Genomic DNA, 21896 nt, shown 5'->3' on the forward strand with positions numbered 1-21896 from the left:
CGTGAGTTCGGTGCGTGCGGTCCCCGAGACCGAGCTGATGGGCGAGGAGCTCTCCGCCGACGACGCCTGGCACACCGTGCGCCGTTACCACCTCGGGCAGCTGTTCTCCACGGCGTTCGTCCGCTTCCGCTACGGCGACGGGTTCAGCCACGCGCGGGCCTTCGCGCTGCAGCTCGCGCTGGCCGCCGTGCCGCTCGTCATCGCCGGGGCCGGGCTCGCCACCGCGCTCGGGGCGGAGTCGATCGCGCAGGTGGTGGCGCGCACCGTCGTCGCGATCTCCCCCGGGAGCAGCGACGCCCTGCTCGCCGACGTCATCGCGGGCGCCGACGAGGGCAGCGAGCGCGGCGAGGTCGTGGTCGTGCTGGGGCTGCTCACGGCGTTCGTGGCGGCCACGTCGGCGTTCGCCCAGCTCGAGCGCGGCGCCAACCGGATCTACGGCACCAAGCGCGACCGGCCGGCCCTGCGCAAGTACGGCAACGCGGCCCTGCTCACCGCCACCGCGGGCGTCGCGATGGCGGCAGGGCTCCTGCTGATCGTCGCGGGGGAGCCGTTCGGGGAGGCGCTGGAGGAGGTCTACCGCTGGGGCGACGCCGCGGAGACGGTCTGGGACGTCGTCCGGTGGCCGGTGGGGCTCGCGCTGCTCGTCGTCGCGGTCACACTGCTGTTCCGGTTCGCGCCACGGCGCAGGCAGCCGCAGCTGAGCTGGCTCGCGGTCGGGGCGGCGGTCACCGTGCTGGCCTGGCTGATCGCGTCGGGCCTGCTCGCTCTGTACGTCGTGGCCGCGGCCGGGTTCGACGAGACCTACGGCCCGCTGACGGCGGTGATGGCGCTGTTGATCTGGGCCAACCTCACCGGCATCGCGCTGCTCATGGGGATCGCGCTGGCCGCGCAGCTGGAGGCCGTGCGCGCCGGCCGGCCCGACCCCCTGCTGCCCGACAGCGACGACGACGGCATCCCCGACGGGCTCGACGAGCACCCGGACTCACCCGGTCGCTGACGCCCCGCGCGGCTCCGGTCGCGGGAAGGCCCGCACGAAGCGCTCGGCCAGCTCGCGGTCGCCGGAGACGACGTCGGACGGCAGGTCCGCGCCGCCGAACACGATCGCCTGCATCGCGGCCGCATCGATGGTGACCACGGCGTCGGGATCGACGGACTCGCCGCGGCCGATGCGGATGCGGCCGGCGGTGACCTCGGCGGCGAACCGGTCGGCGCCCAGGTGCAGGTCCACGCGCGCGTGCAGATCGCCCGCGGCGCCGGCGTCGAAGGTGGTGCGCAGGGCGAGCGCGAGCGCGTCGGCGGTGAGGGTGGCCCGGGCCACCTGCGGGGCCCGACTGCCCCACCGCGCCAGCGCCAGTACGACCTCCTCGAGCTCGTACCCCGCGTCGGTGAGCTCGTAGACCCGGGCTCTCGACGGCGGCCCCAGCAGTCGCCGCCGGACGAGTCCCTGCGCCTCCAGGTCGCGCAGCCGCTGCGCGAGGACGTTCTGGCTCATCCCCGCGAGTCCGGCGGCGAGGTCGCTGAAGCGCTTCGGGCCGAGCAGCAGGTCGCGCACCACGAGCAGGGCCCAGCGCTCACCGACCGCGTCGAGGGCCCTGGCGACGCCGCAGGGATCGTCGTAGCTCCGCATGCCACAACTTTAGCTTGCTAATCAGGAGTCTTGACTCCTAAATTAGGAGTATGATGCTGACGCAAGGCGACCCCGCCCTCCTCGACACCGACATCGCCCGCGGCCTCCTCGCCTCGACGGAGCCCGCCCGGCTGGCCTACACGGCGACCGACGGGACGCCCCGGGTGCTGCCGATGTGGTTCCTCTGGTCGGGCGACGAGCTCGTCCTCGCCTCGTTCGCAGGCTCGGCGAAGGTCGCCGCGCTGCGGGCCCGGCCCGACGTGGCGATCACCATCGACACGCTCGGCCCGCCGCCCGACGTCCTGTTGCTGCGCGGCCGCGTAGAGCTGACGGAAGTGGCGGGCGTGCTGCCGGAGTACACCGAGATGCAGGTCCGCTACCTCGGAGCGGAGTTCGCGGCCGCCGCCCGGGCCGAGGTGGACGTGCCCGGCGTCCGGATGGTGCGGATCGGGCTGCGCCCGACCTGGGTGGGTGCGCTCGACTTCCGCACCCGCTTCCCCGCCGGGTTCGCGGAGCGTGGGCGGTGACGGCGTTCGTGCTGGTGCCCGGCGCGGGCGGCGCGGCCTTCTACTGGCACCTCGTCGTGCGGGAGCTGGAGCGTCGCGGGCACGAGGGGATCGCGGTCGACCTGCCGTCCGGGGACCCGGACGCCCGGCTGGCCGACTACGTCGACGCGGTCGTGGCCGGAGCGGACGGGCGCACCGGCGTCGTGCTGGTGGGGAGCTCGCTCGGCGGGTTCAGCGCCCCGCTCGCCTGCCGGCCGCTGCAGGCCGTCGGACTCGTCCTGGTCAACGCGATGATCCCGACACCCGGCGAGACGGGGGGCCAGTGGTGGGAGAACACCGGTTTCGAGGCGGCGATCAGCGGTGCCGCCGAGCGCGACGGACGCGATCTCGCAGCCGACCCCGACCAACGGGAGACGATGTTCCACGACGTGCCCCCCGAGGTGGCGCAGGCGGTGTTCGAGCGTCCCTTCGAGCAGGAGGACGGGATCTTCGCCGACGCCTGGCCGGGCACCTGGCCGGACGTCCCTACGCGGGTGGTCGCGACCCGTGACGACCGCTTCTTCCCGGTCGAGTTCCAGCGCCGGATCGCCCGCGAGCGCCTCGGGACCGACCCCGAGGAGATGGCGGGTGGCCACCTCGTCGCCCTGTCCCGCCCGGTGGAGCTGGTGGACCTGCTGATCGGTTAGCGCAGCCGTACGGGCCGCGCGTCGTCGGGCGGGGTGCCGAAGAGGGTGGCCGGGTCGTGCTCGGGGCCGATCTCCGACGTCAGGTGCGCGGCGAGGATGCGGTCGGTGCGGAACCAGCGCGGACCCTCCCGCAGTCGGCACCACGCCAGCAGGTGCCAGAACCCGCCGGTCGCGGCGAGCGCGGCCGGTTCGACGGCCCGCTCGGTGACGGCCCCGTCGCGGTCGGCGAAGCGCAGCACGGTGACCACCCGCCGTCGGACGGCCTCGTCGAGGACGCGGGCGACGGCCGGGCGCGGCGCCTGCTCGGGGATGCGCAGCCACAGCCTCGCCGCGATCGACTCGGCCCGGGCCAGCTCCGCGTCCGGCATCGCGGCGAGGACCTTGCTCAGCGCGCTGCGGGCGTCGGCGGCGAACGGGAGCGTCGGCAGGGCGGCCAGCGCCACGGCGATCGCCGCGGCCTCCGCGCCGGTCAGGTTCAGCGGGGGCAGCGTGGCGGCGGTGTCGAGGACGTACCCGCCGCCGGGACCGGACTGCGCCCACAGCGGGACGCCCGCCTGCAGCAGCGCGTCGACGTCGCGCTTGATCGTGCGCGTCGAGACCTCCAGGCGCTGCGCGAGCCAGGGCCCGGTGCGCCCGGCGGGGCCGGCGGCACGCAGCTCCTCGGCGATCGCGTAGAGGCGCTCGGTGCGGTTCACATCCGTGAGGATGCCGCAGAATCGGTGACACCACGGTGTCACCGACCCCCCGCCATCCTGGTCACATGACCATCTGGCACCTGGACCGTCCCGACGGCCGTCGCGTCGCCGTCCACGAACTCACGCCCGACGCCCCGGCCGGTGCACCGGTCGTCCTGCTCTCGCACGCGGCCCCGGGCTCGGGCGCGTTCGACCCCGACCCGGCCGCGACGGCCGCCGCGGGCGTCCGGCTCGTCGCCCCGGACCGCCCCGGCTACGGCGGGTCCGACCCGGTGCCGGGCCTCACGACCGTCGATCTGGCCGCGGACGACGCCGCAGCGGTTCTCGACCACGTACTCCCACCCGGCGACACGGCCGCACTGGCGGGCTGGTCGGCCGGCGGACGCGTCGCGCTCGCGGTGGCGGCGAGGCGCCCCGAGCTGGCCGGACGGGTCGCCGTGATCGGCACGCCCGCCCCCGACGAGGAGGTGCCCTGGTACGGGGAGTTCGCAGGCATGATCGACCCGCTGCGCGGTCTGTCGGTACCCGACGCACGGGCCGCGCTCGACGGGGCCTTCGGACCGATGGTGGAGCACACGACGGGCGACGCGCGGTTCGCGCTCGTCGCCGACCCGGAGGTGGACGCGGACCTGCTCGACGCGCCCGGGACGGCCGACCGGCTGCGGGCGATGCTCCGCGCCGCGCTGCGGCAGGGCGGCGCGGGGATGGCTGCGGACGTGGGTGGCTACACCCTCGCACCCTGGGGCTTCGACCCCGCGGACGTACGGGCGGACGTGCTGCTCGCCTACGGAGCCGCCGACGTCGCGGTCGGCCCCGAGCACGGGCAGTGGTGGGGGAAGGCCCTGCCCACGGCCCGGCTCGAGGTGCTGCCCGGCGTCGGTCACCTGCTCGTCGTCCCGTTCTGGGAGCACGCCCTGACCCACCTGACGGGCTGATCCGCAGCGACTCGCGGGCGGAGAAGGAGCGACTCGCGGGGCCGGATTCCGCGAGTCGCTGCTTTCGCGCCCGCGAGTCGCCGGGTTCGCGCCCGCGAGTCGCTGTTTCCGCGCCCCGGGCTAGGGGGCGGAGATGGTGAGGCGGGCGGTGAGGACCGGGCGGCGGGGGTCGCGCGGGGGGAGGGCGCGGAGCAGGCGCTGGGAGAGCTCGGGATCGTCGGCCCCGTCCACGGTCCCGGACAGCGCCCACATGGCGTCGACGTCGAGGCTGTCGAGCACGGCCCGGCGCAGTGCGACGGCGAGCAGCTCCCGTTCCTCCCGCACCCCGGGTGCCTCGGAGCGGGGGAGCAGCGGGCCGCGATAGGCCCGGGCGGCCTCGCGGATGTTGCCCTCGGCCAGCGCCGAGCGGACCTCGACGAAGTCGGCGTCGACCCGGGCCCGCAGCCGGTAGGGCTGGGTACGCAGCACCCCGGCCCCGAGCGCGACGCGGAGCCGGTGCATCTCCGCCCGCACCGTGACGGCCTTGCCCGCGTCGCCGTGCAGGGCGGTGGCGAGCTCGTCGGCGGTGAGGCCGTCGGGGTGCAGGGCGAGCAGCGTGAGCACCTCGGCGTGGCGCAGCGTGAGCCGGACGTGGCCGCCGTCGAGGCAGGCCAGCGCGCGGGTGGCCCCGAGGAAGGGCAGCGACAGCACCGGTCGCGGTGCCGACCCGGTGCGGTGCAGCCGCATCAGCCAGCCCTCGGCGAGCTGCTCGAGGAGGCCCTCGCCCGCCTCGCCCAGTGCCACGCGGTCGCCCACCGACGGCAGGTCGACGCGCGCGGGCAGCCAGCCGAGTGGCTGCGCGGCCAGCACCCGTCCGCTGGGGGTGAGCAGGGCGCCGGGCTCGTCGCGCAGCCCGATGAGGTGGGTGAGGTTGCGGGCGAGCAGCCGCTCGTTGCGCATGGCGAGCTGGGCGCCGAGGTGGCCCTCCGCCAGTCGCGCCGCCGCGACGACCAGGGCGAGCGTCGTCGGGTGGAACGTGCGCGCGGGCCCGGTGACGTCGACGGCGCCGATCACCTCGCCGGAGTCTGGGTCGTGGATGGGGCAGGCCGCGCAGGTCCAGCTGTGGTACGTCCGGACCAGGTGCTCCGCCGAGTGGATCTGCACCGCCCGGTCGGCGGCGAGCGCGGTGCCCATCGCGTTGGTGCCGATGCTGTCCTCGGTCCAGCGCGTGCCTTCCACCAGTCCGACGCCCTCGGCGCGGCGCAGCACGTCGCGCTGGCCCTCGCGCCACAGGATGTGGCCCTGCGCGTCGGTCACGATCATCATGTGCATCGCCTCGTCGGCGATGGACACCAGCGTGTCGCGCAGGACCGGGATCACCGCGGCGAGCGGGTGGCCGCCGCGGATGCCGCCGACCTCGGCGGGGGAGTAGACGTGCGGCGGCCCGCCGTGCTCGTCGGGGTCGACCCGCGCCGCCAACGACCGCTGCCACGACGCCGAGACGACGTCGCGCGGGGCGGGGCCGGACCGGTCGCCCGCCAGCGTCGCCTCTCGGACCCGCGCGAGGGCCCGAGCGTGCTGCACCTGGTCGTCGACCGACACGGTGCCGATGGTCCTCCCGCCGGTCAGCGAAGGCAAACCTGCGTCGAAATCGCACTGGCGGTTTGGTCAGGTGGTGTGATCCGCATCTGCGTGCAACCTCTCTGCAACCCCTCCCTTCCTAGTGTCCGCTGTCACCAGTTCTCCAACGATGTGGAAGGACCACAAGTGCCCATTTACTCGGCTCCCGGCACGCCCGGCAGTGTTGTCGCCTTCAAGTCCCGCTACGAGAACTTCATCGGCGGCGAGTTCGTCGCGCCGGTCAAGGGCCAGTACTTCGAGAACCCCACGCCGATCACCGGCCAGGCGTTCACCGAGGTCGCCCGCGGTACGTCCGAGGACATCGAGCTCGCGCTCGACGCCGCGTGGGCAGCTGCCCCCGCCTGGGGCAAGACGTCGGTCACCGAGCGCTCGATCATCCTCAACAAGATGGCGGACCGCATCGAGGCCAACCTCGAGCTGATCGCCATCGCCGAGGCGTGGGACAACGGCAAGGCGTGCCGCGAGACGCTCGCCGCCGACATCCCCCTCGCGATCGACCACCTGCGCTACTTCGCCGGCGCGATCCGCGGCCAGGAGGGCAGCCTGTCGCAGATCGACGACGACACGGTCGCCTACCACTTCCACGAGCCGCTCGGCGTCGTCGGGCAGATCATCCCGTGGAACTTCCCGATCCTCATGGCGATCTGGAAGCTGGCCCCCGCGCTCGCCGCGGGCAACTGCGTCGTGCTCAAGCCCGCCGAGCAGACCCCGGCGTCGATCCTCGTGCTCATCGAGCTCATCGGCGACCTGCTGCCCGCCGGCGTGCTGAACATCGTCAACGGCTTCGGTGTCGAGGCCGGCAAGCCCCTGGCGTCGAACAAGCGCATCCGCAAGATCGCCTTCACCGGTGAGACCACCACCGGGCGCCTGATCATGCAGTACGCGTCGGAGAACCTGATCCCGGTCACCCTCGAGCTCGGCGGCAAGAGCCCCAACATCTTCTTCGACGACGTGGCGAGCCAGCAGGACTCGTTCTACGACAAGGCGCTCGAGGGCTTCGCGATGTTCGCCCTCAACCAGGGCGAGGTCTGCACCTGCCCGTCGCGCGCGCTCATCCAGGGCGGCATCTACACCGACTTCCTCGAGCAGGCGGTCAAGCGCACCGAGCAGATCAAGCAGGGCAACCCGCTCGACACCGACACCATGATCGGTGCGCAGGCGTCGAACGACCAGCTCGAGAAGATCCTGTCCTACATCGACATCGGTCGTCAGGAGGGCGCGAAGGTGCTCACCGGTGGCGAGCGCGCCGACCTCGGTGGCGACCTGTCGGGCGGCTACTACGTGCAGCCGACCGTCTTCGAGGGCAACAACGCGATGCGCATCTTCCAGGAGGAGATCTTCGGGCCGGTCGTCTCGGTCACGCGCTTCTCCGACTACGACGACGCGCTGAAGATCGCCAACGACACGCTCTACGGTCTCGGTGCCGCGGTGTGGTCGCGCGACGGCAACACCGCGTACCGCGCGGGCCGCGACATCCAGGCCGGCCGGGTGTGGGTGAACAACTACCACGCCTACCCCGCGCACGCGGCGTTCGGTGGCTACAAGCAGTCGGGCGTGGGTCGCGAGAACCACAAGATGATGCTCGACCACTACCAGAACACCAAGAATCTCCTGGTCTCCTACTCGCAGAACGCCCAGGGCTTCTTCTGATGGGCGAGCGGGTCACGATGACGCCGGCAGCTGCGGAGCTCCTGAAGAAGCTGACGGAGTTCCACGGCCCGCTGATGTTCCACCAGTCCGGCGGCTGCTGCGACGGCAGCTCGCCCATGTGCTATCCGGACGGGGACTTCACGCTCGGCGGATCCGACGTGCACCTCGGCGACCTGGTCGTCGAGGGGCTCCCGGCCCCCATCGGGTTCCACATGTCGGAGTCGCAGTTCGAGTACTGGAAGCACACCCACCTGACCGTCGACGTCGTGAGGGGTCGAGGCAGCGGGTTCTCGGTCGAGGCGCCGGAGGGCGTCCGATTCATGATCCGTTCGCGGCTGTTCTCCGACGAGGAGTCGGCGGCACTGAACGGCGGGTGACACCGCGGTGGGGCCGGACCGCACTGGTCCGGCCCCGCCGTTTCCGCAGACGAGAGGATCGCCCGACGATGTCCGAGCCCACGACCCTGCGCAACCTGGTCGGCCTGCCCCAGGAACCGGCGAGCCTGGCCGAGTCGACGCTGATCATGGTCGACCTGCAGAACACCTACACCCGCGGCGTGATGGAGCTGGAGAACGTGCAGCCCGCCATCGACGAGGCCGCCGCACTGCTCGACCGCGCCCGCTCCGCGGGAATCCCGATCTTCCACATCCAGCACGACTCGGGCGAGGGATCGCCCTACGACGTGCGTGCGGAGATCGGCGCGATCGTCGACCGCGTCGCGCCCCGCGACGGCGAGCCGGTGATCGTCAAGAACTTCCCCAACTCGTTCACGGCCACCGACCTCGACGACCGGCTCGCCCCCGGCAGCAACCTGGTGCTCGCCGGGTTCATGACGCACATGTGCATCAACTCGACGGCGCGCGGCGCGTTCAGCCTCGGCCACAGCCCGTCGGTCGTGGCGGCCGCGACGGCCACCCGCGCCCTGCCCGGGGTCGACGGGAACCCGGTGGCGGCGTCGGCGCTGCAGGCCAGCAGCCTCGCGGCGATCTCCGACCTGTTCGGTCTCGTCGTCCCGACCTCGGCGGGCATCCCGGACTAGCGGAGTCCCGACTACAGGCGCACCCGCGCGAGCACCGCCCGGTGGTCGCTCCCCGGCACGTCGTGCACCGATGCGCCGGTGGACCCGACCCCGTCCGGGAGCAGCACGTGGTCGATCCGGATTCCCGCCCAGCGTGGCAGCCGGGCCGGCCACGTGCCAGCCCCGGTCGGTCCCGCGCTGCGCCCGGCGGCGCGCAGCAACCGGTGGTCGACCGTCGCGTTGAGGTCCCCCGCGACGATCGCCCCCTCCGCCGTCCACGCGGCCGCGGTGCGCAGGTCGCGGCGCCAGTCGTGCACCACGCCGAGGCGCGCCGGGGCGGTGGTGTGCACCGCGTACAGCACGCGGTCGCCGAGCAGCCCGCCGGTGACCCGCAGGTGCGGCAGCCGCATCTGGTGCCCCCGCTCCATCGTGACGTCCGCGGCGCGCGGTCCCGCCAGCACCGTGACGCCCCACCCGTCGCGGCGTCCGGCCGGGAGCGACGCGACCCCGTGGTAGCCCGGGACCAGCTCCAGGATCCGCCCGAGGTAGTCGTGCCCGGCCTCGGGCAGCACGACGAGGTCGGGCTTCGCGCGCCCGACGAGTGCGGCGAGTGCGGCGGGGTCGGCGCGTCCGTGCCAGACGTTGAGGACGAGCACGACGACGTCGTCGGCCGACGAGGCCCGGCTCGGCGCCGGTCGCCGGCGCAGCACCGCGGGTACCGCCCCGGCGAGCACGACCGCCCCCGCGGCGCCGCCCCACACCCGCGAAGCGGCGGTGATCGCGACGGTCACCGCCAGCGCCAGGACGGTCAGGTGCGGTCGCCAGGCCAGCAGGAGGACCGCGGGGAAGCGGTCGACGATCGACGTCTTCACGACCGCTCAGTATCCTCGGATCCGGCGTTCCCGTACGCCACCGGTCCGCGGGCAGGGCAGAGCCCCTCGGGAGCACTTCGGTACGGCCCGGATCCCGCACCTCCTCACCGAGCCGGCGTCGCGGACCGCGGGCCGTGTGAAGGAGGTCGCGATGCCGACCGTCCCCCTGCCTGATGACCCCGACCTCGGCCAGCTCCGCAAGCAGGCTCGCGACCTGCAGACGAACGTGCGTTCGGGCTGGATGGGCTCGCTGGACCTGGTCGCCGAGCTCCATCCCGACGGCGCCCCCGCCGATCCAGCGCGCTGGCCGCTGCACGCAGCCCAGCTCGTCCTCGCCCGGTTGTACCGATTCCCGAGCTGGCCCGCGCTCGTGCGGCACGTCGGGATCGTCACCGAACACCGCCGGGTGCCGGACACCGCGCCGCCGTCGGACGACCCGGCCACGGAGTTCCTGCGCCGGGCGTGCCTGACGTTCGGCGCCGCGGACGGCCCGCTGCAGGCGTCCGCGGCCGTCGTGCTCGCCGAGCACCCAGGCATCGCCCGTGATGATGTGTGGGTGGCCGCCGCCCGCGCCGACGTCGGCGAGGTGGCGCGCCTGCTCGCCGCCGACCCCGGGCTCGCCGTGCGCGAGGGCGGCCCGCACCGCTGGTCCCCGATCGCCTACCTGGCCTTCGCCCGGCACGACCCGGCGCCGGGCCGCGACGCCGTCGTCGCCACGGCCCGGCTGCTGCTCGAGCACGGCGCCGATCCGGACACCGGATATCTCTGGCACGGCCTGCCGTCGCCGTTCACGGTGCTCACCGGCGCGTTCGGGGGCGGTGAGGGCGGTCAGCCGGCGCACCCGCACGGGCCCGAACTGGCGCGGGTGCTGCTGGAGGCGGGGGCCGACCCCAACGACGCCCAGACCCTCTACAACCGCATGTTCACCCCCGCTGACGACCACCTGGAACTGCTCCTGGAGTTCGGTCTCGGCCGCGGTGCCGGCGGGCCGTGGCGGCGCAGGCTCGGCGCGGCGCTGGACAGCCCGACCGAGATGCTGCGCCAACAGCTGGACTGGGCGGTGACGCACGGCCTCGTCGCCCGGGTCGCCCTGCTCGCCGGGCACGGCGTGGACGTGGCGGCCCCGCTGCCCGGCCGCTACGGCGTGGCGCAGCGCCCGCCGTACGTCGTGGCGACGACCAGCGGCCGGTTCGCCGTCGCGGAGCTGCTGGAGCGGCTGGGCGCCGCGGTCGAACTGCTACCGGAGGAACGGGTGATCGCCGCCGTCCTCGCCGGGGACCGGTCGGCCGCCGACGATCCCGACGCGCTCGCCCTGGCCCGCGCGGTGCGTCCCGGGCTCGTCGTGTGGGCCGCCGTCGCGGCCGGGCCCGAGGCCGTCCGGCTCGCCGTGGAGCTGGGTTGGGACGTGTCCGCCCGCGCCCGCACCGACGTCCCGTCGGAGCAGGGGTGGGAGACGGCGCTGCATCACGCCGCGAGACAGGGGGATGCGGAGCTGGCGCGGCTGCTGCTGGACCTGGGCGCCGACCCGGGCGTCCGCGACGGGCGGTTCGACGCCACCGCGGCCGACTGGGCGGGGCACGCGGGGCACCCCGAGCTGCTCAGCGACCTCGGAGGCGCTCGTCCAGAGCGGTGAGCGTCGCGGCGGCGGGGGCGGCGAGCCCGACCCCGCGGCCGTGCCGCACATCGGGCTCGCGGGGGTTGATCCGGACGAGCGCACCGGTCGAGGCCGAGGCGAGCTCGGCCTCGCGGCGCACCGTCGGGATCTCGTTGCCCGCCCCGATCTCCACGACGGCGAGGTCGCTGCGGTGCTCGCGGAGCCAGGCGCGGTGCGCGGCCATCTGCAGGCCCGAGCGTGCCGGGTCCCACTCGACGTCGCCGAACATGAGGATGTTGGGCCGCGCGAGGCCCGCGCAGGACGGGCACCGGGGCAGCGGCGACACCGCGCGCATCGTCGTCTCGTCGACCGTGACGGCGACCCGGTCGGCCGGCCACACCGGCTGCCCGCAGTCCAGGGTGCACTGCAGGTGGTGGATGGAGCCGTCGCACTCGGCGACGTCGGTCAGCCCGGCCCGCTGGAACTGGCCGTCGACGTTGGAGGTGAACACGCGCGTGGGCCGCTGCCGCGACCACGCGCGCAGCACCTCGAACCCGACGTGCGGGACCGTGGCGCGGTAGATCCCGAGCCGGTGGCCGTAGAAGCCCCAGGCGAGCTCGGGGTCGTCGAGGAAGTGCACGGGGTCGGCGATCTCGGCGAAGCGCAGCCCGAGTGCCCGGTACGGCGGGTAGGCGCGCCAGAACCCCTCCGGGCCGCGGAAGTCGGGCAACCCGGAGTCGACGCCGATGCCGGCACCCGCGCACACCAGCAGCGCCCCCGCCCCGCTGAGCAGGTCGGTGGCGCGGTCGAGGTCGGCGTCCAGGACGGGGCTCGGGCCGGGGTTCAGGAGGAGGCGACCGAGCGCTGCACGACCTCGAACTCGAGCACCGCCGATCCCGTCCCGACCGGCCGCGCGCGCTCGCCGGAGTGCGCGGCCATCGCGGAACCCTTCATCCACGCCTGGAACGACTCCTCGTCGGCCCAGTGCGTCACCACGAAGTAGCGGGTCTCGCCGGCGACCGGGCGCAGCAGCTCGAACGACTCGAACCCGGGCTCCCCGTCGACGGCGTGCAGGCGGTTGGCGAACCGCTGCTCCAGCTCGGGGCCTGCGCCGTCGGGGACCTCGATGGCGTTGATCTTCACAACGGACATGTCACCCAGGTTAGCCGGGCGGGTGGGATCGGCTTACGGAACGGTGACCCGGGCCTCCCGGGGCCCTTCCGGGGGCTATCACTGTGGCGTGGAGATTCGGGAGAGAACGATCTGGCGCAGTCCGCTGCGCGGCCCGTGGCTGACGGCCGCACTCGGGCTGGCCCTGCTCGTCCCGCTGGTCGTCGTCATCGTCACGGGGCTGCTGTCCTACGCGGCGTACGAGCCGAACCTGCCCGGCAACGACGCGACGCCGGGGAAGGAGTTGCTCGGGTTCTACCTGTTCGACTGGCCGACCGACCCGCCGTGGCTCTACCGGCTCACCCAGGGTGCGCACGTCGCGCTCGGCATCGCGCTGGTGCCGGTGGTGCTGGCGAAGCTGTGGTCGGTGATCCCGAAGCTGTTCGAACTGCCGCCCGTCCGGTCGATCGGGCACGCATTGGAGCGGGCCTCGCTGCTGCTGCTCGTCGGCGGCATCGTGTTCGAGTTCGTGACCGGGATCCTGAACATCCAGGTCTTCTACGTCTTCCCGTTCTCCTTCTACACCGCGCACCTCTACGGGGCGTGGGTGTTCATCGGGGCGTTCGTCGCGCACGTGCTGCTCAAGTTCCCGACGATGGTGCGGTCCCTGCGCGCCCGGCCGGTCCGCGAGGTGCTGGCGACGTCCACCGCCGACACCCGCCCCGATCCCGACGGCCCGCTCGTGGCCACCGACCCGTCCCCGCCGACGATGTCGCGGCGCGGAGCCGCGGCCTTCGTCGGGGCCGCGTCGGCCACCCTGTTCGGGCTCTACGTCGGACAGACCCTCGACGGGCCGCTGCGCCGCACCGCGCTGTTCGCACCGCACGACCGCGACCTCGGCGAGGGCGCGAACGCGTTCCCCGTCAACAAGACCGCGGAGACGGCGGGTGTCACCCGGGCGCGCGCCGACGCCTGGCGGCTCGAGCTGGCCGGGCCGTCGGGGACGCAGCGGTTCACCCGCGCCGACCTGGCGGCCCTGCCGCAGCACACCTACGACCTGCCGATCGCGTGCGTCGAGGGCTGGTCGATCTCCTGCACGTGGACGGGGGTGCGGCTCGCCGACCTGGTGCGGCTCGCGGGCGGGTCCACACAGGACCGACTGTTCGTCGAGTCGTTCCAGGCGGGCGGGGCGTTCGGGCAGGTGAGCCTGAGCGTCGGGCAGTCGCAGGCGGACGAGTCGCTGCTCGCGCTGTTCGTCGGCGGCGAGGAGCTCTCGCTCGATCACGGCTACCCGGCCCGGACGATCATCCCGGCGGCGCCGGGCGTGCACGCCACCAAGTGGGTCGGCCGCCTCACGGTGGTGACGGCGTGAACGCGTTCCGGAGGTTCTACGGCGAGCGTCCGCTGCACCTGCTGCTCCAGCTCGCCGCGATCGGGCTCGCCGGGTACGCGGCCAGCCGGGTGCTGGCCGAGGGGGCGCCGTGGTTCGCGCTGCTGACCTGGTTCGTCGGGGCCGCGGTGCTGCACGACCTCGTGTTCCTGCCGGTCTACGCCTTCGCGGACGCGACGGCCCAGAGCCGGCTGTTCCGGCGCCGCCGCCCGCTGCCCGCGGCGTCGGGCGTCGCGTGGATCAACCACCTCCGGGTGCCCGTCGCGTTCTCCGGGCTGCTGATGCTGGTCTGGTTCCCGTTGATCCTGGGCGGGCGCGAGGATGCGTTCACCGGGGCCACGGGGCTGGGCACCGATGTCTACCTCGGTCGCTGGCTCGGCGTCACCGGCGTGCTGTTCGTCGGGTCCGCCCTGGTCTACGCGGTGCGGGTGCGCCGGGCGGCGCGGGCGGTCGGCGCAGGGGTCATCAGCGCAGGGGTCATCAGCGCAGGGTGAGCAGTTGCTCGTGGAAGCCGCCGAACCCCCGGTCCCGGTCGACGATGTGGATCTCCAGGATCCAGTGGCACTGCGCGCCGTTCCGGTCGGTGCGCCGCATCGGGTTCGTGTTCTCCGGCGCGATGTAGCTCTCGATCTTCGCGCCGTCGACCAGCTCGTGCGGGAACTCCCCGACGAGGTGCCCGGCGTGGGAGTTGCCGAACTCCCAGCCCGCTTCCCTGGCCAGCTCGCCGACGTGGGCGTACAGCTCGGCCCCTGTGATGTCCGGGTGGGCCTCGAAGTGCGCACGGCCGTCGGCCCACAGGCGCGGCAGGGCGGCCGCGATCGCGAGCTTCGCCGGGTCGTCGCCGAGCACGTAGGTGCGGCCGAAATCGGCCTCCCACCGCTCCAGCAGCGGCCCGAAGTCGAGGAAGACGATGTCGTCGTCCTCGATGACCCGGTCCGGCGGGTTCTCCTGGTACGGCGCCAACGTGTTCGGCCCGGCCCGTACGACCCGCTTGTGCCAGTGCCGCTCGATGCCGAACAGCTCGGCGCCGAGGTCGCGGACGCGATCGCTCACGACCGACTCGCGCACCCCGGCGGCGACCAGACCGCGCCGGGTGACCTCGGCGAACAACAGCTCGGCCTTCTCCTCCGCCGCGACCAGTTCTGCGGCACGCACGTGCTCGTCCATACCCCCCAGCATGCCGCAGCTGCACGTCAGGTGTTCATGTGGAGAGCGCCGGCTGGATGTCGTCGGGTCGCGCGCGACGTGATGAGCGGCCCGATCGCGATGCCCGGCCGCGGGTCCCGTCAACAGCACCGCCTAGCGCCGTGCTCGTCGCCCCGGTGCTCGAACGGTGCGGGCCCGCGGGAGTCCTTCGTGGGGTGAGATGTTGTCCGGTATGCCGGTCGACCCCAGTTCGCGAGACGGCGAACACGTGGATCTCGCGGTCCGCGAGTTCGGCGGCGAGGGTCCGCCCATCCTGCTGCTGCACGGCCTGATGGGATGCGCGGACACCTGGGAACCGGTGGCGCGCTGGCTCACCGCGCACGGCCGGGTGCTCGGCCTCGACGCCCGCGGGCACGGGCGCTCCGGAGCACGCGGTCCGTGGACCGTCGAGCGGATGGCGGCCGACGCGGCGGGGGTGCTCGCGGGGCCGACGACCGTGATCGGCCACTCGATGGGCGGGCTGCACGGCATCGCGCTCGCCGCCGCCCGCCCCGATCTGGTGCGTGCGCTCGTCGTCGAGGACATGGGGGTCGACTTCGTCGGGCGCGACGCCGACGCCGCCCGCGCCTGGTTCGCGGCCGTGCCGCAGCCGTTCCCGTCGCTCGACGTCGTCCGGGAGGCGTTCGGGTGGCCGCGCCCGGAGTTCGGCGAGTACATGGCGCGCTGTGTCCGGGCGGGGCCGGACGGGTTGTACCTGAGCACGTCGGCCGAGCACGCCGCGGACGTCGCCGGGGAGTGGGCGCGCACGGCGTTCTGGCCGCTGCTCGACGCGGTGCGGTGCCCGGTGCTGCTGATCGAGGCGGCGGAGTCCGTCGCGCCACCCGGGCAGATGGCGGAGATGGCGCGGCGCCTGCCCGACGCCCGGCACGTGCGCATCCCGGGCACCGGCCACCTGGTGCACGCGGCCGCGCCGCAGGCCTACCGCGCGGCGGTGGAGGGGTTCCTCACCCGCTGACCTCCACGCCCTCGACGCGCGCCCGCACCGGCGCCACCGGGTGCAGCGCGGCGAACGCCTCGGCGGGCCGCTCTGTCGCGAGTACGCAGTGCGGGAGCCACGCGCCGGGCAGGTGGGCCGCCACCGGCCCCTTCACCCGCCCTGCGAGGGCGTCGTGGACGGCGGCGTGCACGGCGAGCAGCTCCGCGTCGACGACGGCGGCGAGCACCAGCTGGTCCGGCCGGCCCGCGACCGTGCCCAGGGTGGCCAGCCAGATCGACGGCACCACCAGCAACCGCAGCTCGGCGTCGAGAGCCGCCCGGGCGGCAGGCGGCACCGACGTCGCGGCGGCGACGGTGACCGCGGGCTCGTCGACGGCGGCGAGGTCGCGCGGGAGCCTGCCGCGTAGCGCGTGCAGCGCCGCGACGGCGTCGGGGTCGAGCCGGAAGCGCACGGTCTGGGCCATGATCAGGTCCGGGGCACGGATCAGGCGGGGAGCGCGAAGCGGCCGTCGTCGTGCTGCTCCGCCAGCCCGTCGACGAGGAGGGAGTGCAGGCAGCGGTCGCGTTGCGGGGCGTCGGGCCACACCGCGTCCAGCGCGTCGCGCGGTACCGGGTGGGCCGTGCCGCGCAGCACGTCGAGCAGCTTGCCCCGCACCTGGCGGTCGGTGCCGGCGAAGCCCTGCACCGGCTTGCGCGGGCCGTCGTAGGCCGGGCGTCCGTTCGCCTGCCAGGCGCACTCGGCGTGCACGGGGCAGATCCCGCAGCGGGGGGCGCGCGCGGTGCAGACCACCGCGCCGAGCTCCATGAGCCCGGACGAGATCTCCGCCGCGGTGGCGTCGTCCGGGGGGAGCAGGGCGTCGACGTCGGCGAGGTCGGGCTTCGTCCGGGCCGGTCCGGCGTCACCGGCTCCGTGCACCGCCCGGGCGACGACGCGCCGGACGTTGGTGTCGACGACGGGCGCGCGCCGTCCGTACCCGAACGCCACGACGGCACGCGCGGTGTAGGAACCGATGCCCGGCAACGCCTCCAGGTCGTCTGTCCCGGACGGGACGGTGTCGTCGTGCGCCGCGGCGATCGTGGCTGCGGCCTCGTGCAGGCGCAGCGCGCGCCGCGGGTAGCCGAGCTTGCCCCAGGCGCGCAGGATGTCGGCGCGGGATGCCGCGGCGAGGGCCGACGGGGTGGGCCAGCGCGCCATCCAGTCGGTCCAGATCGGCTCGACGCGGGTTACCGGCGTCTGTTGGAGCATGAACTCGCTGACCAGCACGCCCCACGCCGTGGTGCCGGGGCGGCGCCACGGGAGGTCGCGGGCCTCGGATCGGTACCAGGTGAGCACGAGGTCGGGCAGTGGCACCGGCCGATGGTGCCACGCAGGTCGTGCGCGGAAACGGCGGCCCCGGCCACCGTTTCCGCGCACGGGGCCGTCAGGCCACCTCGTTCAGCTTGCCGGTCGCCACGTCGAACACGAAGCCGCGCACCTGGTCGGTGTGCGGGATGTACGGGCTGGCCTTGATGCGGTTGATCGACTGCCGCACGTCGGTGTCCAGGTCGGTGAACGACTCGGCGGCCCACTGGGGCTTGAGGCCGGTCTCGTCCTGGATGCCCTTCTTGAACTCGTCGTCGGTGAAGGTGAGCATCCCGCAGTCCGTGTGGTGGATGAGGATGATCTCCTTCGTGCCGAGCAGGCGCTGGGAGATGGCGAGCGAGCGGATCTCGTCGTCGGTGACGACGCCGCCCGCGTTGCGGATGACGTGCGACTCGCCCTCGTTGAGGCCGAGGATCCCGTAGACGTTCAGCCGGGCGTCCATGCAGGCGAGGACGGCGATCTGCTTGGCCGGGGGCAGGGGGAGCGGGCCCTGGAAGGACTCCGCGTACTTGGCGTTGTTGGCGAGGAGGTCGTCCGTGACGGACATGGGTGTTCTCCGGTTCCGGGAGGTCGGGTGGGTGCGGACGTGAAGCGGCCACGCGGCGACCGGGCGGAGGGGGAGGGTGCGGTCGCGCTACGCGGCCGGGCGACAGAACTCGTCGAACTCCATGACGCGACGGCTGGGCCAGAAGGCCTCGAGCAGCATGCGCATCACGGCATGAGTCAACCGTGACGCGCACCCCCGGGGCAACCCGGTCCGCCGGACGGGTGGTTACCGTTCACCCACGACGCGCCGACGCTGCGACGGTCCGCAACTCGTGGTAACTGTTCGGATACGCTCCGTGACATGTGGGAGCCGGTCGGTCCGCTTCCCGCCTCCGTCTACTGGAGGCGGCGGTTCGTGGCGATCCTGTCGACGGTCGCCGCGCTGGTCGCGGTGGCCTGGACCGTGGCGGTGCTGCTGGCCCCGCCCGCGTCGACCCCCACCGCCCAGCCCGGACGGGCTGCCATGACCGCTCCCCAGCAGGCCGACCCGTCCCCGGCGCCCGCGTCGTCGCCGGGGACGGGTCCGTCGTCCACCGCGGGGGAGGGATCGACGCCGACCCCGGCCGGCTCGAGCACGGCGGAGTCGGCCACCTCCGAACCGCCGGCCACGACGTCGGAGATCGTGCTCCCCGACGACACGCCGCGCGCGGCCGTCCCGGTGCCGCCGTCGGTGCCCGTCCCACCGTCGGGCCCGGTGCCGTGCACGAACGACATGATCTCGGTCGGCGCGGAGATCGATCAGCCCGAGCACCGCGTCGGGGAACGCCCGACGCTGCGCCTGGTCGTGGTCAACATCAGCGAGCAGCCCTGCGTCCGCGACCTCGACGGCGCCCGCCAGGAGATCGTCGTGTGGAGCGGTGACGGGGTGGACCGGCTGTGGTCGAGCAACGACTGCGTCAACCCGACGACGGTCGACCTGCGCACGCTGGTGCCCGGCCAGCCGGTCGTGTTCGCGGTGCGCTGGGCGGGTCGCACGTCGACACCGGGGTGCGCGGAGACGCGCACCGAGGTGCCGGCCGGGGCGTACCGCGTGCTCACCCGCGTCGACGACGTGATCAGCCAGCCCGCGCCGTTCCTGCGCAACCCCTGAGCGGTCTCAGTGCACCCGCGCCGTCGGGGTGAGCCACACGGTTCCGGTGCCCGTGAACCGGAAGACCAGACCCTCGCCCGACCGCGCGGCGTTCCGCAGGCCGGAGACCAGCGGGCGGAGCTCCACCGTGAGCGTGGCGCTGTACATCAGCATCACGTCGCCGTCGACGATCAGCTCGTCCGTGCCGTCCATCTCGATCGCCTCGATCTCCTCGACCGGCACCGGCGACTCGACGATGAACACGCCACGGCCGGTGAGCTTCGGCTGCACGAGTCCGTTGCCGGAGAGCACGCCGCTCACCGAGCGGTGGGTGTGGTGGCCGAGTTCGACGGTGCCCTCGCAGGCGTAGAACGCCCCGTCGTCGAGGATGAGGGAGTCCTCGGGGCCGTCCATCGAGGCGAGGACGAAGTGTCCGCGCGTCGGCTCGGTCCACACCTCGCCGTGCCCGGAGTAGCGGGTGGCGAAGGCCGCGTCACCGGTGCCTGCGGAGACGACCTGCCTGCGCAGCAGCCCGCCCGCCCCCTGCGCCTTCTGCACGTCGATCTTCAGCCGGCCCTTGGCGTACTGCAGCGCCCCCGGCTCCAGCAGCGCGCCGCCACCGTCGAGGACGATCCTGACCTGCCGCGTCGCGTACGCCGAGGAGACGTAGCCGGTGGTGGAACTGGTGTGTCCGCCGTCCTTGCGCAGCGCGAGCTCGTAGAGCTCGATGGCCATGCCCTCGCCCCTGGCCTGGTCCACCAGGTGCCGGAAGTCGGCCACGGTCCCACCCCCTTGTCGATGCGCGGCCAGGATGCCAGAGCGCCGGGCCGGGGGATCAGCGCAGCGTGCGCACGACCGACTCGATGTCGTGCACCTCGGTGATCCGCATCCCCTTCGGGGTGGTCCCCGGGTCGGGCGGCACGAGCGCGTGCGTGAAGCCCAGCCGCGCGGCCTCGGCGAGGCGCCGGTCGAGCCCGGTGACCCGCCGCACCTCGCCCGCCAGCCCCAGCTCCCCGAGTACGACGAGGTCCGACGGCAGTGCGACGTCGGTGCGGGCCGACGCGATCGCCAGTGCCATCGCGAGGTCGGCCGCCGGCTCGACGACCCGCATCCCGCCGACGGTGGCCGCGTAGACCTCCGCGTCGTGCAGCTTCACCCCCGCGCGCTTCTGCAGCACGGCGAGCAGCATCGCGACGCGGGAGTTGTCGAGCCCGCTGACGGCCCGCCGCGGGCTCGGGATGTCCTTCCCGGTGACGAGTGCCTGCAGCTCCGCGGGCAGCGGCCGCCGTCCGTCCATGACGATCGTGACGGCCGTACCCGGCACCGGGGGACCGCCGAAGCGCGCCAGGAACAACCCCGACGGGTCGGGCAGCCCGACGATCCCGGAGTCGCGCAGCTCGAAGCAGCCGACCTCGTCGGCGGGGCCGAAGCGGTTCTTCACCCCGCGCACCATGCGCAGCGTCGAGTGTTTGTCTCCCTCGAAGGACAGCACGACGTCGACGAGGTGCTCCAGCACGCGCGGCCCGGCGATGTTGCCGTCCTTGGTGACATGTCCCACGAGCAGGACCGGTAGCCCGCGGTCCTTCGCGAGCCCGGTGAGCGCCACGGTGACCGCGCGCGTCTGCGTGACGCCACCGGGCGAGCCGTCGACGTCGGCGGTGGACATGGTCTGGATCGAGTCGACGATGAGCAGGTCGGGGCGCAGGTCGTCGATGTGGGCGACGATCGCGCCCAGGTCGGACTCGGCGGCCAGGTACAGCTCGTCGCGCACGGCCCCGGTGCGCTCGGCGCGCAGCCGGACCTGCCCCGCGGACTCCTCGCCCGTGACGTACAACACGCGGCCGGTCGCCTTGGCCGCCACCTCGAGCAGCAGCGTCGACTTCCCGACGCCCGGCTCCCCGGCCAGCAGCACCACCGCTCCGGGGACGATGCCGCCGCCGAGCACGCGGTCCAGCTCGGACACCCCGGTGGTCCGGGCCCGTGCGACGTCGAGGTCGACGTCGCCGATCCGGCGGGCGGGCGAGCTCGGGGCGCCCGCGGCGACGACCCGGGAACGCGCCGGAGTGGCCGCCGCGGCGGTGATCTCCAGCGTGCCCCAGGCCTGACAGGACGGGCAGCGCCCGACCCACTGCGCGGCCTGGTGCCCGCAGTCCGAGCAGCGGTAGGCGCTGCGGGGGGCGCGGGTGCGACCGGTCATGCCGTCACTCGGCGGGCTCGTCCTCGCGCGGCTCCTCGGTGCTGCCGACGGGGGCCTGGAAGCGGACCTCGCCGGCGCGCTCGAACACCAGCACGACGTCGTAGGACACGCCGGCGCGGATGTCGTCGAGCAGCCCGGTGAGGACGATCTGCGTGCCCTCGGCGGCGGCCGGCTCGGAGGCGGGCGCCGAGCTCGGAGCGGCGGACGGGGTCGGCCGCGTGCCGGAGGTGGGGATCCCGGTCGTCGGCGTCAGCACCTCGGGGGCCGCGCCCTCGACCACGATCGACCGGCCGGCGGGGACCTCCGACGTGCCGGTGATCTCCACCGAGCTCGCCCACGGGCTGCTGGCGGAGACGAGGCGGTCGGACTCGGTGCCCTCGTTGACGATCGTCATGCTCAGCGGGGCGTCGCTGCCGCGGGCGTGCACGGCACCGCCCTCGACCGGCTGCTCGGCGAAGACGATGACGGCGTCGCGGACGGCGATCGGCCCCACCGTCGTGTTGTTCCCTGCCACCGCCGCCTGCTGCTGGGCGGTGCCGGCGACCTGGCCCGCGCCGCAGCCCGTGAGGGCCAGCGCTCCGATCAGCACGCCTGCGAGCAGGCCGGACCTCGATGACGGGGTGGCGGGGCGGGTGCGCGCAGTGCGGCTCACGGTTGCTTCGTCCTCTCCGTGCCGGCGGGGATTCGTCGCGCCACGGGCGCACCGGCGACCAGGGCTTGCAGCCTAGTCAAGCGATCACGGGACCGCCGACGCGGCTGTGCCCACCACGTTTGCCGCTCCTTGTCAATCCCCTGACCTGCGACGACGGTGCGGCCCGAGCGGCGGGGGTCGGTCCGGGCGTGTTAACCTGGGGTCAGCGAAAGGGGCTATGGACA

General features: G+C 73.9%; 25 protein-coding genes. 12 read left to right on the forward strand and 13 right to left on the reverse strand.

The window, feature by feature from the left end:
* Position 1: 1 nt before the first annotated feature.
* Positions 2–997, forward strand: a complete 996-nt coding sequence (locus tag I4I81_RS25900) for a YihY/virulence factor BrkB family protein (protein ID WP_218603140.1) — start codon at positions 2–4, stop codon at positions 995–997.
* Here the strand turns inward: I4I81_RS25900 and I4I81_RS31285 are convergent.
* Positions 983–1627: a winged helix-turn-helix transcriptional regulator gene (locus I4I81_RS31285; RefSeq protein ID WP_218603139.1), complete on the reverse strand. Its 645-nt coding sequence runs from the start codon at positions 1625–1627 to the stop codon at positions 983–985. The genes I4I81_RS25900 and I4I81_RS31285 overlap by 15 nt on opposite strands.
* Before the next feature lie 50 nt (positions 1628–1677).
* On the opposite strand from I4I81_RS31285, the gene I4I81_RS25910 reads away from it, so the two are divergent.
* Complete coding sequence (locus I4I81_RS25910; RefSeq protein WP_218603138.1) at positions 1678–2154, forward strand: pyridoxamine 5'-phosphate oxidase family protein; 477 nt, start codon at positions 1678–1680, stop codon at positions 2152–2154.
* Positions 2151–2819 (forward strand): alpha/beta fold hydrolase, encoded by a 669-nt coding sequence (locus I4I81_RS25915; protein WP_218603137.1) that lies wholly within the window; start codon positions 2151–2153, stop codon positions 2817–2819. The genes I4I81_RS25910 and I4I81_RS25915 overlap by 4 nt, the downstream gene beginning before the upstream one ends.
* On the opposite strand, the gene I4I81_RS25920 is transcribed toward I4I81_RS25915, so the two are convergent.
* Positions 2816–3514, reverse strand: a complete 699-nt coding sequence (locus I4I81_RS25920) for a helix-turn-helix transcriptional regulator (RefSeq protein ID WP_218603136.1) — start codon at positions 3512–3514, stop codon at positions 2816–2818. The genes I4I81_RS25915 and I4I81_RS25920 overlap by 4 nt on opposite strands.
* 65 nt (positions 3515–3579) lie before the next feature.
* Here I4I81_RS25920 and I4I81_RS25925 point away from each other — a divergent pair, with 65 nt between their 5' ends.
* Entirely contained in the window at positions 3580–4449 is an 870-nt protein-coding gene (locus I4I81_RS25925; protein WP_218603135.1) for an alpha/beta fold hydrolase, read from the forward strand.
* 120 nt (positions 4450–4569) lie between these two features.
* Here I4I81_RS25925 and I4I81_RS25930 read toward each other — a convergent pair whose 3' ends face one another.
* Positions 4570–6030, reverse strand: coding sequence for a GAF domain-containing protein (locus tag I4I81_RS25930; protein WP_226363575.1), 1461 nt, complete (start codon positions 6028–6030; stop codon positions 4570–4572).
* 165 nt (positions 6031–6195) lie between these two features.
* Between I4I81_RS25930 and adh the strand changes: the two genes are divergently transcribed.
* From adh to I4I81_RS25945, 3 genes are all read left to right on the forward strand, one after another.
* Positions 6196–7719: an aldehyde dehydrogenase gene (adh, locus tag I4I81_RS25935; protein ID WP_218603470.1), complete on the forward strand. Its 1524-nt coding sequence runs from the start codon at positions 6196–6198 to the stop codon at positions 7717–7719.
* Positions 7719–8096 carry a DUF779 domain-containing protein gene (locus I4I81_RS25940; RefSeq protein WP_218603469.1) on the forward strand — a complete coding sequence of 126 codons (378 nt, stop codon included), beginning with the start codon at positions 7719–7721 and terminating at the stop codon, positions 8094–8096. The genes adh and I4I81_RS25940 overlap by 1 nt, the downstream gene beginning before the upstream one ends.
* Before the next feature lie 68 nt (positions 8097–8164).
* Positions 8165–8758, forward strand: coding sequence for a cysteine hydrolase family protein (locus tag I4I81_RS25945; protein WP_218603468.1), 594 nt, complete (start codon positions 8165–8167; stop codon positions 8756–8758).
* Between the two features lie 11 nt (positions 8759–8769).
* On the opposite strand, the gene I4I81_RS25950 is transcribed toward I4I81_RS25945, so the two are convergent.
* Entirely contained in the window at positions 8770–9609 is an 840-nt protein-coding gene (locus I4I81_RS25950) for an endonuclease/exonuclease/phosphatase family protein (protein WP_218603467.1), read from the reverse strand.
* A gap of 151 nt (positions 9610–9760) precedes the next feature.
* Between I4I81_RS25950 and I4I81_RS25955 the strand changes: the two genes are divergently transcribed.
* Entirely contained in the window at positions 9761–11242 is a 1482-nt protein-coding gene (locus I4I81_RS25955) for an ankyrin repeat domain-containing protein (RefSeq protein ID WP_218603466.1), read from the forward strand.
* Here I4I81_RS25955 and I4I81_RS25960 read toward each other — a convergent pair.
* Together I4I81_RS25960 and I4I81_RS25965 are read right to left on the reverse strand one after the other, a co-directional pair.
* Positions 11208–11969, reverse strand: coding sequence for an SIR2 family NAD-dependent protein deacylase (locus I4I81_RS25960; RefSeq protein WP_226363576.1), 762 nt, complete (start codon positions 11967–11969; stop codon positions 11208–11210). The genes I4I81_RS25955 and I4I81_RS25960 overlap by 35 nt on opposite strands.
* 77 nt (positions 11970–12046) lie before the next feature.
* Positions 12047–12355 carry an antibiotic biosynthesis monooxygenase family protein gene (locus tag I4I81_RS25965; protein WP_218603465.1) on the reverse strand — a complete coding sequence of 103 codons (309 nt, stop codon included), beginning with the start codon at positions 12353–12355 and terminating at the stop codon, positions 12047–12049.
* Between the two features lie 88 nt (positions 12356–12443).
* On the opposite strand from I4I81_RS25965, the gene I4I81_RS25970 reads away from it, so the two are divergent.
* Together I4I81_RS25970 and I4I81_RS25975 are read left to right on the forward strand one after the other, a co-directional pair.
* Complete coding sequence (locus I4I81_RS25970) at positions 12444–13685, forward strand: molybdopterin-dependent oxidoreductase (RefSeq protein ID WP_226363577.1); 1242 nt, start codon at positions 12444–12446, stop codon at positions 13683–13685.
* Positions 13682–14197, forward strand: coding sequence for a hypothetical protein (locus I4I81_RS25975; protein ID WP_218603463.1), 516 nt, complete (start codon positions 13682–13684; stop codon positions 14195–14197). Before I4I81_RS25970 ends, I4I81_RS25975 begins: the two co-directional genes overlap by 4 nt.
* On the opposite strand, the gene I4I81_RS25980 is transcribed toward I4I81_RS25975, so the two are convergent.
* Positions 14184–14870: a M24 family metallopeptidase gene (locus tag I4I81_RS25980; RefSeq protein ID WP_225924697.1), complete on the reverse strand. Its 687-nt coding sequence runs from the start codon at positions 14868–14870 to the stop codon at positions 14184–14186. The two genes, I4I81_RS25975 and I4I81_RS25980, sit on opposite strands and share 14 nt — an antisense overlap.
* Positions 14871–15117: 247 nt before the next feature.
* Here I4I81_RS25980 and I4I81_RS25985 point away from each other — a divergent pair, with 247 nt between their 5' ends.
* Positions 15118–15864: an alpha/beta fold hydrolase gene (locus I4I81_RS25985; protein ID WP_308187703.1), complete on the forward strand. Its 747-nt coding sequence runs from the start codon at positions 15118–15120 to the stop codon at positions 15862–15864.
* Here the strand turns inward: I4I81_RS25985 and I4I81_RS25990 are convergent.
* The 3 genes from I4I81_RS25990 to I4I81_RS26000 form a co-directional block, all read right to left on the reverse strand.
* Positions 15854–16309 (reverse strand): 2'-5' RNA ligase family protein, encoded by a 456-nt coding sequence (locus I4I81_RS25990; protein WP_218603461.1) that lies wholly within the window; start codon positions 16307–16309, stop codon positions 15854–15856. The two genes, I4I81_RS25985 and I4I81_RS25990, sit on opposite strands and share 11 nt — an antisense overlap.
* 20 nt (positions 16310–16329) lie before the next feature.
* The gene (locus tag I4I81_RS25995; RefSeq protein WP_226363578.1) at positions 16330–17196 is read right to left on the reverse strand and encodes an HhH-GPD family protein; all 867 of its coding nucleotides are present in this window, start codon (positions 17194–17196) and stop codon (positions 16330–16332) included.
* Between the two features lie 70 nt (positions 17197–17266).
* Complete coding sequence (locus I4I81_RS26000; protein WP_218603471.1) at positions 17267–17755, reverse strand: beta-class carbonic anhydrase; 489 nt, start codon at positions 17753–17755, stop codon at positions 17267–17269.
* 300 nt (positions 17756–18055) lie between these two features.
* On the opposite strand from I4I81_RS26000, the gene I4I81_RS26005 reads away from it, so the two are divergent.
* Entirely contained in the window at positions 18056–18844 is a 789-nt protein-coding gene (locus tag I4I81_RS26005; RefSeq protein WP_218616399.1) for a hypothetical protein, read from the forward strand.
* A 6-nt stretch (positions 18845–18850) separates the two neighbouring features.
* On the opposite strand, the gene I4I81_RS26010 is transcribed toward I4I81_RS26005, so the two are convergent.
* From I4I81_RS26010 to I4I81_RS26020, 3 genes are read right to left on the reverse strand one after another with little or no spacing between them, the layout of a single operon-like run.
* Positions 18851–19603 carry an AIM24 family protein gene (locus tag I4I81_RS26010; protein WP_218601058.1) on the reverse strand — a complete coding sequence of 251 codons (753 nt, stop codon included), beginning with the start codon at positions 19601–19603 and terminating at the stop codon, positions 18851–18853.
* Positions 19604–19658: 55 nt separating this feature from the next.
* On the reverse strand, positions 19659–21020 hold the full coding sequence (radA, locus tag I4I81_RS26015; RefSeq protein ID WP_218601057.1) for a DNA repair protein RadA: 1362 nt from the start codon (positions 21018–21020) through the stop codon (positions 19659–19661).
* Between the two features lie 4 nt (positions 21021–21024).
* The gene (locus I4I81_RS26020; protein WP_218601056.1) at positions 21025–21672 is read right to left on the reverse strand and encodes a copper chaperone PCu(A)C domain-containing protein; all 648 of its coding nucleotides are present in this window, start codon (positions 21670–21672) and stop codon (positions 21025–21027) included.
* Positions 21673–21896 lie beyond the last annotated feature (224 nt).

This window comes from Pseudonocardia abyssalis (assembly GCF_019263705.2).
In the GTDB taxonomy this organism is placed as follows: domain Bacteria; phylum Actinomycetota; class Actinomycetes; order Mycobacteriales; family Pseudonocardiaceae; genus Pseudonocardia; species Pseudonocardia abyssalis.